The organism is Streptosporangium sp. NPDC051022, from assembly GCF_040683035.1.
Lineage (GTDB): Bacteria > Actinomycetota > Actinomycetes > Streptosporangiales > Streptosporangiaceae > Streptosporangium.
In genome coordinates this window covers 386,701-402,912 of record NZ_JBFBCF010000001.1, presented here as the reverse complement: position 1 = coordinate 402,912, position 16,212 = coordinate 386,701, and the positions used below count along the sequence as shown (strand labels likewise).

Annotated in this window: 15 protein-coding genes; 3 read left to right on the top strand and 12 right to left on the bottom strand. The window is 70.7% G+C overall.

Features of this window, described 5'->3' with window-relative positions; genetic code table 11:
* Positions 1-92: 92 nt before the first annotated feature.
* Both AB0N02_RS01835 and AB0N02_RS01830 read right to left on the bottom strand, forming a co-directional pair.
* Complete coding sequence (locus tag AB0N02_RS01835; protein WP_363941435.1) at positions 93-848, bottom strand: 3-oxoacid CoA-transferase subunit A; 756 nt, start codon at positions 846-848, stop codon at positions 93-95.
* Positions 845-1,573 (bottom strand): GntR family transcriptional regulator, encoded by a 729-nt coding sequence (locus AB0N02_RS01830; protein ID WP_363941433.1) that lies wholly within the window; start codon positions 1,571-1,573, stop codon positions 845-847. The genes AB0N02_RS01835 and AB0N02_RS01830 overlap by 4 nt, the downstream gene beginning before the upstream one ends.
* 155 nt (positions 1,574-1,728) lie before the next feature.
* Here AB0N02_RS01830 and AB0N02_RS01825 point away from each other — a divergent pair, with 155 nt between their 5' ends.
* Positions 1,729-2,484, top strand: coding sequence for a GntR family transcriptional regulator (locus AB0N02_RS01825; protein ID WP_363941430.1), 756 nt, complete (start codon positions 1,729-1,731; stop codon positions 2,482-2,484).
* Positions 2,485-2,617: 133 nt separating this feature from the next.
* Here AB0N02_RS01825 and AB0N02_RS01820 read toward each other — a convergent pair whose 3' ends face one another.
* The 9 genes from AB0N02_RS01820 to tcuA all read right to left on the bottom strand — a co-directional run bounded on the left by AB0N02_RS01820 (position 2,618) and on the right by tcuA (position 12,207).
* Entirely contained in the window at positions 2,618-4,045 is a 1,428-nt protein-coding gene (locus AB0N02_RS01820) for an aldehyde dehydrogenase family protein (RefSeq protein WP_363941428.1), read from the bottom strand.
* Positions 4,046-4,081: 36 nt separating this feature from the next.
* Positions 4,082-5,146, bottom strand: a complete 1,065-nt coding sequence (locus tag AB0N02_RS01815; protein WP_363941425.1) for an LLM class F420-dependent oxidoreductase — start codon at positions 5,144-5,146, stop codon at positions 4,082-4,084.
* 63 nt (positions 5,147-5,209) lie between these two features.
* Positions 5,210-5,974 (bottom strand): enoyl-CoA hydratase-related protein, encoded by a 765-nt coding sequence (locus AB0N02_RS01810; RefSeq protein WP_363941423.1) that lies wholly within the window; start codon positions 5,972-5,974, stop codon positions 5,210-5,212.
* 36 nt (positions 5,975-6,010) lie between these two features.
* The gene (locus AB0N02_RS01805) at positions 6,011-6,964 is read right to left on the bottom strand and encodes an alpha/beta hydrolase (protein WP_363941421.1); all 954 of its coding nucleotides are present in this window, start codon (positions 6,962-6,964) and stop codon (positions 6,011-6,013) included.
* A 121-nt stretch (positions 6,965-7,085) separates the two neighbouring features.
* Positions 7,086-8,018, bottom strand: a complete 933-nt coding sequence (locus AB0N02_RS01800) for a hypothetical protein (RefSeq protein WP_363941419.1) — start codon at positions 8,016-8,018, stop codon at positions 7,086-7,088.
* Positions 8,006-8,872, bottom strand: a complete 867-nt coding sequence (locus tag AB0N02_RS01795; protein ID WP_363941417.1) for a MaoC/PaaZ C-terminal domain-containing protein — start codon at positions 8,870-8,872, stop codon at positions 8,006-8,008. Before AB0N02_RS01795 ends, AB0N02_RS01800 begins: the two co-directional genes overlap by 13 nt.
* A gap of 3 nt (positions 8,873-8,875) precedes the next feature.
* Positions 8,876-9,661: a citryl-CoA lyase gene (locus tag AB0N02_RS01790; RefSeq protein WP_363941415.1), complete on the bottom strand. Its 786-nt coding sequence runs from the start codon at positions 9,659-9,661 to the stop codon at positions 8,876-8,878.
* Positions 9,662-9,761: 100 nt separating this feature from the next.
* A complete protein-coding gene (locus tag AB0N02_RS01785; protein WP_363942483.1) occupies positions 9,762-10,682 on the bottom strand; it encodes an SDR family NAD(P)-dependent oxidoreductase in 921 nt (306 codons plus the stop codon).
* 19 nt (positions 10,683-10,701) lie between these two features.
* Positions 10,702-12,207 (bottom strand): FAD-dependent tricarballylate dehydrogenase TcuA, encoded by a 1,506-nt coding sequence (gene tcuA, locus AB0N02_RS01780; protein WP_363941413.1) that lies wholly within the window; start codon positions 12,205-12,207, stop codon positions 10,702-10,704.
* A 590-nt stretch (positions 12,208-12,797) separates the two neighbouring features.
* On the opposite strand from tcuA, the gene AB0N02_RS01775 reads away from it, so the two are divergent.
* Both AB0N02_RS01775 and AB0N02_RS01770 read left to right on the top strand, forming a co-directional pair.
* A complete protein-coding gene (locus AB0N02_RS01775; protein ID WP_363941412.1) occupies positions 12,798-13,604 on the top strand; it encodes an IclR family transcriptional regulator in 807 nt (268 codons plus the stop codon).
* Positions 13,605-13,671: 67 nt separating this feature from the next.
* Positions 13,672-14,673, top strand: coding sequence for an AraC family transcriptional regulator (locus AB0N02_RS01770; protein ID WP_363941410.1), 1,002 nt, complete (start codon positions 13,672-13,674; stop codon positions 14,671-14,673).
* Between the two features lie 66 nt (positions 14,674-14,739).
* Here the strand turns inward: AB0N02_RS01770 and AB0N02_RS01765 are convergent, their stop codons facing one another.
* Positions 14,740-16,200: an aldehyde dehydrogenase family protein gene (locus tag AB0N02_RS01765; RefSeq protein WP_363941407.1), complete on the bottom strand. Its 1,461-nt coding sequence runs from the start codon at positions 16,198-16,200 to the stop codon at positions 14,740-14,742.
* Positions 16,201-16,212: the final 12 nt, after the last annotated feature.

Genomic DNA, 16,212 nt, shown 5'->3' with positions numbered 1-16,212 from the left:
TCGGGCGCGGTGTCCCCCGAACTCCTTTCCCGAGGATGGATTCACCCGAGGCCGCCCGACCGCCTCGGTCCTGGAACTCGCTGGACCGTTGGTCACCTCACCATGAGGCGCCTGTCGCTCAGTACGATCCGGTCCACGTACGGACTGGGGGTGACGATGTGCTGCGGGTCCAGATAGTCGACGACCTCCTCGACCTCCACGATCGTCACCTTGCCGCTGCCGGCCACGACGGGGTTCGTCGTCCGGGCGCCGTGCCGGTAGATGAGGTTGCCGAACCGGTCGGCCTGGTATGCGGAGATGATGGCGAAATCGGGGCGGAGCGCCGTCTCGAGAATGTGCGGCACGCCGTCGAAATGACGGATGTCCTTGCCCGCGCCGATCTTCGTGCCCACGCCGACCGGGGTGTAAACGCCGCCGAGACCCGCGCGCCCGCAGCGCAGCCGCTCGCACAGGCTGCCCTGCCCGATCAGCTCGATCTCCACGTCGCCCCGCCGGACGCCCGCCTCCAACGGCCCGTCGAAGTTCGGGTTGTTGAGCGACGAGAAGGTGGTGATCGCCTTGCGCACCTGGCCGAGCTCGGCGAGGTATCCGACGGGGTAGACGCCGTCCTCCGGCTCCGGGATGTACGGCTGGTCGCCGCCGCCGGCCCCGTACGACTGCGCACCGGCGCGGCCGCGGCCGGACTCGCACGCGATGATCGTCAGGTCGCGCAGGTCGCGCTCGGCGATTGCCTTGATCAGCGTGCTCGGGACACCGGGCACTCCGACGAAGCCGCCGAAGGCGATCATGGCGCCGCTTTCGATGTCGGCAACGGCCTCGGCCGCCGACTCCACGACCTTGTTGATCATCTGTTACCTTCCGTGCGTTTCGACAACTTTGAGTGGGCGGTGGGCGCCGGGTCGCCGTTCGGCTGCGCCGTCACCACGAGAAGGCGCACCCGTGCGGTGGCGTCCAGCATGTGGTTCCGCATGGCGATGTAGGCGGCGTCGGAGTCACCGGCCTCGATTGCCTCCGCGATGGAACGGTGCTGGGCCGCGGACTCGGTGAGCCTGCCGGGCTGGCTGAGGTTGCGGAACCGCAGCAGGCGCACGCGCCCGTCGAGCACCGCGAACGAGTCCCGCAACCCGTCGCTCCGGGCCATCGCGAGCAGGGCTTCGCGGCGTTCCTCCAGCGCCCGCACATATTCCTGGACGTTGTTGGAGCGAGCCAGCCGTTCGAGCTCGTCGAAGGCCCCGCGAAACGCGGCACGTTGTTCCGGGGTGCCGCGTACGGCGGCCCACGCGGCCATCATGGGTTCCAGCGCGGTCTTGATCTGGTAGACGTCGGTGATCTCCTGCGGGCTGATCTCCCGGACGAAGACACCGACGCGCGGGGTGATGGTGACGAGACCCTCCACGCTCAACTGCTGCAGAGCGTCACGCACCGGTGTCCGGGACACGCCGAACCGCTCGGCGAGTTCGTCGGTCGAGATCCGCTCACCGGAGGTCACCGTGCCGTTGTGGATCAGCGCGCGGATCTCTTCGATGACGACGTCCTTCGCCGAGAGAACACGGAGTCTCAGGGAAGTTCGCACGAACTCAAGTGTGAGCGCTGATGTACTACATGTCAAGGATCAGCATCCCAGCACCGCTCGAGATGCCGCTCCAATCGCCATTGGCCGGCCCTGTCGTGCGGCTACGATTACGTCAGGGGTTCTGCACATCAGCGCTAATGGAGTAGGTGAAATCGTTGGATTCACAGGTCCGGATCCTCTCGGCCAAGGATGTGGTCGCCGAGGAGATCCGCGCGCTGATCTACAACGGCACGATGGCCTCCGGTGAGCGGATCTCGACCGATGACCTCGCCGAGCGGTTCGGCGTGTCCCGGACACCGGTGCGTGACGCTCTGCAGCAGTTGAGCGTGGAGGGTCTGGTCACCATCGCCCCGCGCGTCGGCGTCTTCGTCCGGGAGATCAGCCCGCAGGAGATCAGCGACGTCTACCAGATCAAGACCGCGCTGGAACCCATGATGGCCGCGTGGGCCGCCGTACGCGGCACCGTGGAGCAGCGGAGCGCTCTGCTGCGGTCGGTGACCGATCTGGAGCGGGCGGCCGAGGCCGGGGACGTCCCCACGTATGTCCGCATGATCGAGGAAAGGCACGAGGAGATGCTGACGATGGCCGGGAGCGGCGGGTTGCGCGACGCGCTCGGCGTTCTCGACGGCCGCGTGCGCCTGCTGCGGTTCCGCAACCTCAGCCAGCCCGGCAGTCTCGCCGAATCCGTCACGGGACACCGCGCGGTCGCCGAAGCGATCGCCGACGGCGACCCGCAGGCGGCGTACGACGCGATGCAGGCCCACAAGGCGCGTTCGACCTCGAAGGTCGAGGCGCTGATGCCGGCGACCGACAGCGACACGCCGTCGATCACTCAGCTGGCGGCGGGCCGGCGCGGGACGTCCCGGTCGAAGCGCGGGCCCCGAAAGCGCTCGTCTTCGACCTCGATGTAGGCCCGCATCAGGCCGGGCGGGCCCCCGATGTCCCTCGTTCGCGATGCCCCGCCGCCTGCCCTCGTTCGCCGGGGGTCGTTCACCGGGGGTCGTCGGCCCGGCCGGCCGTGCATGTCACGAGTGGTGGCCGCGCCTACCCACCACTCGCGCTCTTCCCGATCCGGACCGACACGAACTTCGACTGGGTGTAGTGCCGTAGCGCCTCGACACCCTTCTCCCTGCCGTGGCCGCTGTTCTTGTAGCCGCCGAACGGGCCCTCGATCAGCCCGGCCGTCCACTCGTTGACGTAGACCTGTCCCACCTGCAGGGCGGCCGCGACGCGGTGGGCCCGGCCGAGATCCGCCGTCCAGAGGCCCGCCGCGAGACCGTAGTCGGAGTCGTTGGCCTTGGCGACGGCGTCGTCCTCGTCGTCGAACGGGATGACCACCAGGACCGGGCCGAAGATCTCCTCTTGAGCGATCCGCATCTCGTTCGTCACCCCGGTGTAGATCGTCGGTTCGATCAACCACCCGTCGCCGGTGGCCCGCCCGCCCGTGACCAGCGTGGCGCCCTCCTGGCGCGCGACTTCGAAGTAGGACAACACCTTCTCGAACTGGGCCTTCGTCGTCTGCGACCCGTAGTCCTCGCCCGGTTTCACCGTCCGCACGCGTTCGGCCAGCCGCGCTACGAACGCGTCGTGGATCTCGCGGGCCAGCAGCAGGCGGGTGCCGTTCGAGCAGACCTGCCCGGCGTTCCCGACGAACGCCCTCGTCGCGCCGGCGACGGCGGCGTCGAGGTCGGCGTCGGCGAACACGATGTTCGGCGACTTCCCGCCCAGCTCGAGCGTGACAGGGATGATCTTCTCGGCGGCGGCCCGGCCGACTATGCGGCCGGCGCGCACCGAACCCGTGAACGCGACCTTCCGGACATGCGGGTGCTCGACGATCGCGCTGCCCACGACGTCGCCCATACCGGTCACCACATTGAGCACCCCCGGCGGCAGCCCGGCCTCGGCGGCGATCCGCCCGAGCTCCAGCGTGGTCGCCGACGTGAACTCCGACGGCTTGCAGACCACGGCGTTGCCGACCGCCAGCGCCGGCGCCACCGCCCTGGCCGCCTGGTTGAGCGGGACGTTCCACGGGGTGATGACCCCGACCACGCCGAACGGCTCGTGCCGCGTGTATCCGTGGTAGCCGTCGCCGAGATCGAGGATCTCCCCCGCCGGCACGTTGACCAGGCCCGCGTAGAACTCGAAGAACGCCGCCGCGCCCCTGATCTCGACGTCCGCCTGCCGCAGCGGCTTGCCGGTCTCGGCGGCCTCCAGCTCGGCGAGCCGCTGCCGCTCGCGCCGCAACCCCGCCGCGATGCCCATCAGGACCCGGCCGCGGCGGATCGGTTTCTCCGCCGCCCACCCGGCGAAGGCGGCGTTCGCAGCGGCCACCGCCCGGTCGGCGTCCTCCCGGACACCCAACGGGATCTCGCACACGACCTCGTCCGTACCGGGCCTGGTCGACGTGAGCCGCTCTTCACCCGCCGACGGCGCCGGCCCGCCGTTGATCCAGTGCTCGTACCTAATCACCATTTGCGAACTCCTCACCGACCAAACCGGTCGTACGAATCAGGCGGGCTGCCGTTGCGCGGCACCCGTGGTTGTGCGGAACACCTCGGCCAGCTGGAGCAGGTCGCCGAAGCCCGCCCGGGCGATCAGGCTCGTCGCGACGCATGCGTTCCACTTCGTCTCCAGGTCGGCCCGGATCTTCTCCGGCGGCCCGACCAGCGCGACCGCCTCGACCATCTCGGTCGGCACCGCGGCCACCATGCCTTCGCGGTCCCGTTCGAGGAACTTGGCCTGGATCTCGCGGCAGGGCTCCTCGAACCCGAGCCGCGCGACGGCGTTGAGGTGGAAGTTCATGTTCGCCGCCCCGTTCGCCCCGATCTGGTAGGCGATGAACGGGCGGATCCGGTCAGCGGCGGACTCCAGGTCCGGGCCGAACGCCACCGACACCGCGGGCGCGATCTCGAAGTTCTCCGGCCGGCCGCCGGGTCGGCGGGCGAAGCCCAGCTCCAGCCGCTCCCGGTACCAGTCGTCCGCGCTGGGCGAGAAGTTCGTCGGCAGCCAGCCGTCGGCGATCTCGGCCGCCAACGAGATGTTCTTCGGCCCCTCCGCGCCCAGGTAGATCGGGATGTCGGTACGGCCGCCACGCAGCGTGGAGCGGATCGGGCGGCCCAGCCCCGATCCTCCCTCCGCCGGAAGCCGGTACGTCTTGCCCTCGTACGCGACGCGCTCCCCGGCGATGGCCGCGCGCATGATCGCGACGTACTCCCGGGTCCAGCCCAGCGGGCGTTCGAAGGGCATCCCGTACCACCCTTCGACGACCTGCGGGCCGGAGAGCCCGAGCCCGATCACGGCCCGCCCTTCGGACAGCTGGTCGAGGCTCATCGCGGCCATCGCCATCCCCGTCGGGGGACGCGCCGCCATCTGGGCGATGTCGGTGCCGAGCCGCATCGTGCGCGTGTGCGAGCCCCACCAGGCCAGCGGCGTGAAGCAGTCAGCGCCGAACGCCTCGTAGGACCACGCCGACTCGTAGCCCGCGCCCTCGAGCGCCCGCACCATCGCGGTGACGTCCCCCGGGTGTTCCGGGTCGGCCAGCCCGCCGATGGCGCATCCCAACCTTTCGATCACTGTGCATTCCTTTCGTCACCGGCCTCGTCACTGGCCTTGTCATCGGCCTCGTTACCGGCCTTGTCATTGGCCGCGGAAGCGCGCCGGTCGGCCCTCACGCGCCGCGGCCAGCCCTTCGAGCCGGTCCATGCTCGTGAGGAGCCGCTCGTACAGCTCGGCCTCCAGTTCAACCCCGCTATCGATCTCCAGCCGGCTGGACAGGTCGATGGCGCGCTTGGCCTGCGCGACCGCCAGCGGTGCCGCCGCGCTGATCTCGACGGCGAGCGCGTCCACCGTGGCCTCGAGGTCGGCGGCGGGCACCGCGTGGTTCACCAGCCCCCACTGCCGGGCCTCGGCGCCGGTGAACCGGCGGCCGGTGAAGATCAGCTCCTTCGCCCTGGGGACGCCCACGAGCCGCGGGAGCAGCTGCGTGCCGCCGCCCGCCGGCATGCTGCCGAGGGTCGTCTCGACGAGCCCCATGACGGCGTCCTCGGCGGCGACCACGAGGTCGCAGCTGAGCGCCAGCTCGAGACCACCGCCCAGCGCGTAGCCGTGCACCTGTGCGATCACGGGGCGCGAGCAGTGATACATCGCCGAGAACACCCGGGGCACGAGCCTGCGCCTTCGCCGCAGGTCGTCGACCGTCATCGTGGCGCGTTCGGTCCGATCCGCGCCGACGCTGAAGGCTCTGCCCCGCCCGCGCACCACGACGCACCGGACGTCCGCCCCATCCTCGATCTTCGCGAAGACCGCGAGCAGGCACCGGTACATCGGCGTGTTGACCGCGTTGAGCACGTCGGGCCGGTCGAGCGTCACGGTCGCGACGTGACCCGCGATTCTCAGATCCACGAGCTCTTCGGCCCCGATGCCTGCTGTTCCCATGGCCTACCGCCGGTGCTTGCCGAGGAACGACAGCACCGTCGCGTTGAACTCGCGGTAGGACTCCCAGTGCGGGGCGTGTCCCGCCTCGCTGAAGATCGCCACCTCGGCGTTCCGGACATGGCCCGCCATCTCGCGCAGGCGCGTCGGCGGGAGGTACAGGTCACAGTCGCCGGTGAGGAGGAGCATCGGCGTCCTGATCGACTCGATCGCCGGCCACATCAGCGTGTTCTGCGGAGGCTGCTGCACGGTCGTGACCGGCAGCTGCACGTGCTCGATCCACGTCGTCATCGCCTGCGGCCTCGCGGCCCGGTAGGACGGCCCGAGCTCGCGGAACGTCTCGGGCAGCGCGAACCAGCCCTCCGGCAGGATCGCCGTGGTGCCCTGGTTCCACGATGGCTCCTGGATCCCCGCCAGCGTCGAGCCCACCGTGCAGCTCAGCAGCCGGTCCGGGACCGACAGGCCGGCGTCGAACGCCGCGAACGCGCCCGCGGCCAGGCCGACCAGGTGGAACTTTCCGACGCCGAGCGCGTCCATCAGCGCCACCAGGTCCCCGACGACCGTGCCGGGCCGCTCCGCCGGCCCGGCCTCCGACCCGTGATATCCCCGCCGTGAGTAGCTGATCACCCGGTAGCCCGCGGCGGCGAACGCGGCCTGCTGGTAGCCCCACGAGCCGCCGTTCCCGGTGTGCGGGTGCATGAGCACCACGGCCTGGCCCTTGCCCGGGCCCTTGCCTCCGTCGCCGGTGTCCCAGACCGCCAGCCGTACGTCGGGGATCTGCACCTGCTTCCTGCCGGTCATCGCGGGCACCGGGTCCCACGACGTCTGCGCGGGCAACACGGTCTCGCGCCCGCCCGGCTTCGGGCCGCGCGCCCGCTCCCCCGCCGCGAACGCGGCCGACGGGGTGAACGCGACGACACCGGCCCCCGCCACCCCGGCGAGCAGGCGGCGTCGATTCATCGTCCGATCGGTCCTGTCGTTCATTGCATCCTCACACTTTTCTCGGAACTTGACAGAACAGACGCCAATGCATCCGGCAGCGGTCGTCCCCGAACGTTCGAACCGGGAGAAAAGGCGTTCCTCAGTTGTCGCCCGGGCGGTGCCCGGCGAGCAGTTGCAGCGGGTTCTCGCGGAAGATCGTCTCCACGACATCCTTGGGAACCCCGGCCGCGATCAGGTCGGGGCCGACCTGCCGCAGCACGTACGAGTAGCCCGGCCCCCCGCGGCGCTCGCGCATTCCCAGCACGCAGACGTCGTGGGACAGCAGCAGGCTCTTGGCCCATCCGCGGCGGATCAGCTCGACCGCGTTCGCGACCCGCTGCTCCTGGAGCAGCGGGTCACCCGGGCCGTTGCCGTCGTACATCACCATCGCGCCGCGCTCAGCCAGCCGCTCGTGGTAGTCGACGTCCGGATACGTGTCGCAGTGGCCGACCGCGACCCGGCTCAGGTCACAGCCCTCGTCCTCGAGCACGTCGAGCTGCCAGGCGCCGACCTCGCTCTTGACCGCGTGCAGGATCAGCCCGAGCCCGGTCTCCTGCTGGGCGCGGGCGGCGGCGCGCAGCACCCGCTCCTCGACCCCGGACACCCACTCGCGGTCGGCGCCGATCTCGCCGATCACTCCCGGCCGCACGCCGTCCTCGCCCTCGAAGATGTCGATCAGCAGGCGGTCGGTCAGCTCGGCCGTGCTCACCTTGTTCATGTCGTCTTCGTAGTAGGGCTCCCGGTACCACCCGCAGCCCATGACGATGTGCACGCCGGCGCGTTCGGACACCGACCGGAGCACGCCGGGCTTACGGCCGAGCCCGCCGCTGGTGGCCTCCACGACGGAGCCGCCGCCGAGCTCCTTGAAGACCTTCAGGTCCCGGACCGCCTCGTCCGGGTCGTTCAACGCGGCGAGACCCATCTGTCGTGTCACTCGGAACAGGTCGCACGCCACGTGCTCGTGCGGCAGCACGCGCCCGAGTTCGGACACCGCGACCGGTCCGCGTACCGTCTGCACCGTCAGCTCAACCACTGCCCGTCCTCTCCTTCGCTTCTCTCGATCACCGCACGGCCGACGGTGCTGACCGCGCCGTCAGCGGAGACGCCGTACAGCGTGAGACGACGCGAGGGCCCGTCCCCGGCGTCGTCGTCCGCCCGGGCGAGCACGCGAAACGGCGCGCCGACCCGGTCCATCCCCCGGTAGGAGGCGCTCAGCTCCCGCACGAACGTCCCGTGACCGCCCCACTGCACGGCGGCACGCGCCAGGTAGGCGAGCTTGAGCAGGCCGTGGGTGATCGTCCCCGGCAAACCCCTCGCCCGCGCGAACGCGTGGTCGTAGTGCACTTCGTAGAAGTCGTCGGTGGCCGCGGCGTACCGCACGACCTCGCGGCTGCTCGGGACGACCTCGATGACCGGCACGGCGTCGGCGGGCGGCTCCGTGTGATGCCCGGACCCGCCGCGCCCCTGCCGGGCGCCCGTGCGGATCGTCGTCGTGGACGTGCGCGCCACCACGTCGCGCGTCATGCGGCGCCGGTACGTCGTCGCGAGCTGGTAGAACGTCAGATCGCTGTCTCGACCCGGCTTCGTGGTGACCGACTCGATCACCGTGCGCCGCTCCAGGATCTCACCCGGCATCACGGACGCCTCCCACCGGCACCAGTTGCCGGCGTTGAGCCGGACCGGTGCGTCCGGGACGCCCATGGCCGCCGGGTCGGTCCGATGGGCCACCAGGAACGTCGGGGGCAGCAACGCGAGGCAGGGCACGTAACCGTCGGCGTACGGCGGGCCGTGCAGGCCTGTGATCTCCTGTAGCACCCGCGCCCGCCACTCGTCGCAGACGAAGATCTCCCACCCCGGCTCCGGCTGCGACTCCACGGCCTCCGACACCGCTCACACCTCCGGTTCGATGCGGCTCGCGGCCCGCAGCGCGGCGCGCACCGCGGGGGCGATGGGCGATTCGAGCTCCTCACCGACGTGCGCGACCAGGCCGGCCGTACGGCTCATCAGGGCGAAACCGCGGTGCAGCCGCCAGGGCACACCCACTTCGAGCAGCAGCGCGGCGGCGGCGCCCGTCGCGTTGAGCGGGAGCGCCTTGCCGGTGAGCGCGGCGGCCCGCTCGACGACGAGTTCGAGGTGCTCGACGTGCTGCGCCGCGACCTTCTGGTCGCGCGCGACGCCGAGCAGCTTCCCGGCGCGCGGGTCACCGTCGCGGTGCAGGCTGTGGCCGAGGCCGGGGATCCGCTCGCCCGCGTCCACGATGGCGCGCAGCCGCGTGTCCACCACGTCGCGGGCTACGGCACCGGCGGCGACTTGGCCGGCGATGTCCGTGAGCAGGCGCCCACAGCCCTCCATCGAACCGAGCAGCACGCTTCCCGCGCCGAGCAGACCGGCCGTGACGGCACCCTGGATCGCCTCCGGAGCGGCCCAGAACGTCAGTCGCGCGGCGAGCGCGCTGGGCGTCAGCCCGTGGTCGAGCAGGCTCACCAGCACCGCGTCGACCACCTTGGCCTCGGCGGGGGTCGGCCTGCGGCCGGTCACCGCGAGCAGCGCGACCTCGGTGTAGGTCAGCTCGCCGATCAGGTCGTCGACGAGATCCAGTCCGCGCACCTGCACGTGGTGCTCGTCCGCCGCTCCCACAGCGGTGCCGATCTCCAGCGGCACGCTGCGCCCGCTCACCGCGACATCTCCCCGGCGTACGTGGCGGAGCACGCGAGCCCGTTCCGGATGGCGGCCGGATCGTGCGGATCGTGCGGGGAGCTCGCTGTCGACCGAGCATTCATGTTCCGTCTCCCACTCCGAGGATGTCCGTGGTCTGGTGGTCGGACGCGGCCGGCGTCGGCAGCCCGAGCGCCGCGAACCGGCGAAGCGGCGTGGCTCCGAGCCGCTGCCGGACCGCGCCGGTCACGTCGGAGTATGTGAACTCGTCAGCGAGGCGCACGCTCTCCTGTTCCTGAGGAGGCGCCCACCGGGCGAGCCGGCGACCGGCCGCTGTGAAGGTCTGCCCGGTGATGTGGCGGTTGGCCGGGTCGAGCAGCGCGCGTATGAGCTCGGCGACCAGCTCGGGGCCCTGTCGCTCGGCGTCGGGCCTGCTGGCCTGCATCCGTTCGCTGAGCCGCGAGGTCATGCGCGTCGCCGCGGAGGGGACGACGCAGTTGACGTTGACGCCGTAGCGTCCCATCGCCAGCGCCGTGCTCTGGGCGAGGCCCACGACGCCCGCCTTGGCCGCCGCGTAGTTGGCCTGCGCGGGGCTGCCCTCCAGGCCCGCCGCCGAGCTCAGCAGCACGATGCTTCCGCCGCGCTGGCGGCGCATCTGCTCCGTGGCGAAGCGCACGCAGTTGAACGTGCCCTTGAGATGCACGGCGATGACCGAGTCCCACTCGTCCTCCGTCATGTTGAAGATCATGCGCTCGCGCAGGATGCCGTGGCAGGTGACAAGGCCGTCGAGCGAGCCGAACTCCTCGACCGCGCACCGGACCAGGTCGGCCGCCGCGTCGAACGAAACGACGTCGTGCTGGTGGGCCACGGCGCGGCCGCCCCGGGCCCGGATCACCTCGACCACGGAATCCGCCACCTGCCGGTCCGGGTCGTGGCCGTCGACGGACACCCCCAGATCGCTTACGACGACGCCGTAGCCCGCGGCGGCGACGCACTTGGCCACCGCGGCTCCGATGCCCCCACCCGCACCAGTAACGATCACTCCGCCCGGCACAGCCACCTCACGCGCTCACTGACGACGTGGCGGAGCGGCCGAGCGCGCCCGAGGCCGCTGACCCTGCGATCCGCCCGAACACCGAGCCCGCCGTGAGCCCGCTGCCCCCCGGGTAGTTGAAGTAGAAGATCCCGCCGACGATCTCCCCGCACGCGTACAGCCCGGGAATGGGCTCCCCGGTGACGTCGAGCACGCGCGCCGACGTGTCGATCTTCAGGCCGCCGAAGGTGAACGTGATTCCACACGTCACCGCGTAGGCCTCGTACGGTGGCGAATCGAGCGTGTTGGCCCAGTTCGACTTCGGCACCGCCAGTCCGGAGGCGCCCCGCCCGTCCTTGACGTTGGGGTTGAACGGGACCGATTGGTCGACCGCCGCGTTGTACTCGCGGACCGTCCGCAGGAACTGCTCCGCGTCGATGCCCTCCATCCGCCGGACGAGTTCCTCCAGGGTCGGCGCCACGACCTTCGTGACCTGCCGGATCCGGTACTCGTCGCGCAGCAGGTGGGTCACCTTGCTGTCGAAAACCTGCCAGGCGATCTGCCCCGGCTGCCGCAGGACCTCCTGGCCGTACTTCGCGTAGGTGTAGTTCCGGAAATCCGCGCCTTCATCGACGAACCGCTCACCGCGGCTGTTGACGATGATTCCGAAGGGATAGCTGTGCTTCTGGAACCCGTCACCGACCACGCGGTCACCGAACGCGGGCGCGTTGCTGTCCCAGCCCACCGCGTGGCAGCCCGACCAGTTGCCCCACGACATGGCGCCGATCTCCATCGCCATGCGATGTCCGTCGCCCACGTCGAACTGGGTGCCGCGGACCTTGGCGAACTCCCATCCCGGTCCCAGGTAGCGGGTGCGCCACTCCGTGTTGGCCTGGAATCCACCGCAGGCCAGCACGACGGCGTCAGCGGAGATCGTCCGGATCTCCCCGCCGGCCCGGACCACGACGCCGGTCACCCTGCCGCCGTCCTCGGTGAGGCCGATGGCGCGGTGGCCGTAGAACACCTTGCCGCCCGCCGACTCGAACGCGTCGAACAGCGAGTCGACGAGCCCGGGACCGCCTCCGTTGACCTCCAGCGTCAGGCCGCCCCAGAAGGTGAACTTCCCGTCCACCTGGAACGCCTGGCGGCCGTAGATCGGCAGGAACCGCACTCCCTTGTCGCTCATCCACTTCAACGTGTCGAAGCTGCGCGTCACGAGCAGATCGACCAGGTCGGGGTCGCAGCGGTACTGCGTGACCCGGGCCATGTCGTCGAAGAACTGGTTCTTCGAGTAACTGCCGAAGTCGGTCTTCGCGAGCTGCTCTTCCGACAGGTCGGGGACGAGCTGGAGGATCTCCTCCCTGCCGTCGTAGGCGAAGCGCATGGCCCCCGCGGTGAATCCGGAGTTCCCGCCACGCTCGGGCTCCGGGGCGGCTTCGAGCACTGTCACCTCGGCCCCACCGTCGAGGGCGGCCAACGCGCTACACAAGCCGGCGTTACCGCCGCCGATGACGACAACTCGACTCTGACCCATGCCTGCCCCTCTCCTTGCATGTGCAACGTAAACTCTAATATATCAGATGTCAATGCCCCGGCAAGGCGGCCCCGGTGTCCGAGGACGTCGGCCGGCGCCGAGCCGCGCAGGGCCGGGTGTCGCTCGCCGGGTGGCCCGGGACTCTCACCTGCGGGCTCCCACAGAGCGAGGTCGACCGCCGGCGAGGTGCCCGTTCGCGAGATGACGGCGCACCGCCAAGGCCGGAATCCGGAGAGCTGGATCACCGCGGTACTCAGCGACGATCCGCCTGAGCCGCACGCCTTCGTTACCGGGCTACGCCGAGACCAAGACGCCGTCACCGCCGGGCTCACCCGGCCCTACGACTCGGGCCCCGTTGAAGGGCACGTCAACCACACCAAAAGGCTCAAACACCAGACGTACGGCCGAGCCAACCCCGATCTCCCGCGCGGCGGCGCCTCCGCGGCAGCCTGACCGGTCGCGTGTCGGGCCGGATCGCGGCCGTCCGCGTCGGTGTGGACGACGACTCGCCCTGCCCCGGCCTGTCTCGACACGAGAGCCACTGTCACCGATGTATTCCGCTCAACAGAAATGTGTCCTACTATCTTTCTGTGCAGCAGAATGATCCGCCTTATCTCGTTGAGGCCGCGGACCGCGCGCTGGCCCTGCTGACACTTCTGACCGAGCGTGGCAGGCTGACCGTGACCGAGGCGGCACGGGAGCTGGGCGTCGCGCCGTCCTCGGCGCATCGCCTGCTCTCCACGCTGTGCCACCGGGAGTACGCCATCCAGGGCGACAGGCGGGTGTACCTGCGGGGCCCGGCTCTGCTGCGACTGCGCACCGGCGACGTGCAGGCCCTGCCCGACCGGATACGCCCCTTCCTCCAGATGCTCTTCGACGCGGTGGGCGAGACGGTCCACCTCATGGTGCGGTTGGGCTCCGAGGTGCTCTTCCTGGACGGGATCGAGAGCACCAGGTCGCTCCGCGTGGGACTGCGCGTCGGGGCACGGATGCCCGCGGACCGGACGTCGGGCGGCAAGGCGATGCTCGCCGACCTCGGACCGGGCGAGATCGACGCGCTGTACACGGACGGGCGGGTCCCCGCCACGGACGCGAAGCTCCCCGGCCTGACCGCCCTGCATCGTGAGCTGGAGGCCGTCCGCCGTGATCGCTTCGGCGGCAACTACGACGAGAGCGAGCCCGGAGTGACCGCGATCGGCGCCTCGGTCGGCGTCGTCGACGGCTACCACGCCGCACTCGTGGTCGCGTTGCCCACGGCGCGCGTCGCGGGCGGAGGCCTGGAGGCGGTGGCCGCGGAGCTCCTGCGGATCAGCGACCGGGTCCGCCAGGAGGCCGGCCACGCCGACGTGGAGCACCTCGACCGGTCGTCGCCGTGGAACGCGGGCGGCGCCCGGTGAATACTCTGGACAACGACCACCTCACTCGTAAGAAAACGCTGGTCAGCGTGGGAGGTCCCCCATGCCCGTGTCCCGATCGACAGTCTCAGAGGAACCGCTCCGGCAGCACGGACGGCTCCGTACCGGCGACGTCGCCCTCGCCCAGCAGGTCGTCGCCGATGTCTACGAACCGCACACGCTCGAGCCGGTGGACCGCTCCGCCCTGGACGCGCGGCTCAACGCGGTCCAGAACGGCGGGCTGACCCTCGGCTATCTCACCTACGGCAGCGAGGTGAGGATCACCCTCCCGCCCAGCGATCGCTGGTACCACATCAACATCGCCCTGGCCGGTGACAGCCGGGTCACCCGTGAGGACGGCAAGAGGGGCACGACCACGGGGATGGAAGGCGCGGCCATCCTGCTGCCGCACCGCGCGCAGATCATCGACTGGGCCGCCGACACGGCCCAGTTCGCGTTGAAGATCCCGCGTGCCGACATCGAGGGCCACCTCGCCGCCCTCTCCCGCACGCCGATCACCGGGCCCATCGAGTTCGACCTGGTGATGAACCTGCGTTCCAGCGCGGGCAGGGGGCTGCTGCGCTGCATCGAGTTCGTGCGCGCCGAGTGGGACGAGGACGGCATCCTCGCCCAGAACCCCGGGTCACGCAGGCAGCTGGAATCGATGATCCTGACGAACCTGCTGATCGCCGCCTCCGGGCCGCACCAGCAGTTGCTCCGGCAGGCCGACAGCGCACGACCGGACGCGCTGCGCCGCGCGCTCGACTACATCCACGAGCACGCGCAGACCCTCCCGACGTTGACCGACCTGACCGGGGCGGCCGGGGTGAGCGCGCGGACACTGCAGCTCCAGTTCCTGCACAACCTGGACTGCACCCCCTCGCACTACCTGCGGGACGTACGGCTGCGCGCGGCCCGGGAGGAGTTGCTGCACCCGAGTTCGGACTCGGTGACGGTCGCCGACGTGGCCGCCGCGTGGGGCTTCTACAACCACGGCCGGTTCTCCTCGCTGTACCGGTCGATGTACGGCGAGTCGCCGTCGGAGACCCTGCGCAGAACGAGGGACGCCTGACGGGCCGGGCCCGGGCGGGGCACGCGACACGCGTCCTCACCCGGGCCCGGTGCTCCGGTCACCGGCTCAGATGACCTGGACGATGTGCTTGTACTCCTGGAACTCCTCAAGGGCACGATCGCCGTTCAACCGGCCGAGGCCGCTCTGCTTGTAGCCGCCCTCCTCGAACTGGTCGAGCACCACGGCCCACCCGTTCGTCCAGACGGTCCCCGCGTCCAGGGCGTCGGCGACGCGCAGACCGCGCGCCCCGTCGGCGGTCCAGACCGACGCGGCGAGGCCGTACTCGGTGGCGTTGGACCTGCGCACGGCCTCCTCCTCCGTGGCGAAGGTCTCGAACGTGGCGACCGGGCCGAACAGCTCCTTCTGCACCAGGGGCGAGTCGGTGCCCGACACCCCGTACAGCGCGGGGCGGTAGTAGGCCCCGGGCGCGAGGCTCTCGTCCTCGGGCCTGCCGCCGGGCACGATGACCTCGGCGTCGCCGCGTGAGGCGTCGATCAACTCCTCCAGCCGCCGCCTGGCGGCGAAGTCGATGAGCGGGCCCATCTGCGACCCCTCGGCGTCACCCGGGCCTACCCGCACCCCGGCGAGCGCCTCGGCGAGCCCGGCCCTGACCTCGTCCGCCACCGACTCCTGCACCAGGACCCGGCTCCCGGTCATGCAGAACTGCCCGCTGAACGTGGTGATCCCGGCCACGATCGTCGGCACGGCCGCGTCGAGATCGGCGTCGTCGAACACGATCATGGGGGTCTTGCCGCCCAGTTCCAGGGAGAGTCGTTTGAGCGTCGTGCCCGCGTCGGCCATGATCTGGCGGCCGACGGTCGTGCTGCCGGTGTAGCTGAGCGCGGCCACGTCGGGCGAGCTCACCAGCAACTTGGCACCGACGCTGCCCGACTCGGTGAACACGTTGAGCACGCCGGGCGGCAGCGAGGGACAGTCGGCCAGCAGTTCGGCGAGCCGCGTGTTGACCAGGGCGGTCTGCGCGGCCATCTTCATGACGACCGTACAGCCCGCGGCCAGCGCGGGGGCGAACGAGCGGACGGCGAGAACCACGGGCGAGTTCCACGGGACGATCACGCCCGCGACGCCGACCGGCTCGACCAGCAGCGTCGAGTACACCCCCGGGCGGACCCGGCCGCCGCGGCCGGAGGAGGTGAGGGCCTGTGCCGCGTAGTACCGCAGCTTCGACGGGGTCAGGCTGAGTTCGAAATAGGCCTCCGGGAGGATCTTGCCGTTCTCGCGGGCGAGCAGCAGGGCGAGCTCGTCCGTGGCGGCCTCGACGCGGTCCGCCATCTCGTTGAGGACCCGGGCGCGCAACTGGCGGTCCGTACGCCAGGCGTGGGTGGCGAAGGTGTGCTTCGCGACCCGGATCGCCTCCTCCACCTGGGCCTCGTCCACCTCGTAGTAGGTGCCGAGCGCCTTTCCGTCGGCGGGCGAGTACGACACGCCGGTCGTGCTCGACGCCGTCCATTCCCCGCCGATGTAGTTCCGGGCGGGGACCGGCGCGTGTTCTGTGATCTCACTCGTCACGGTTCTTTTTCC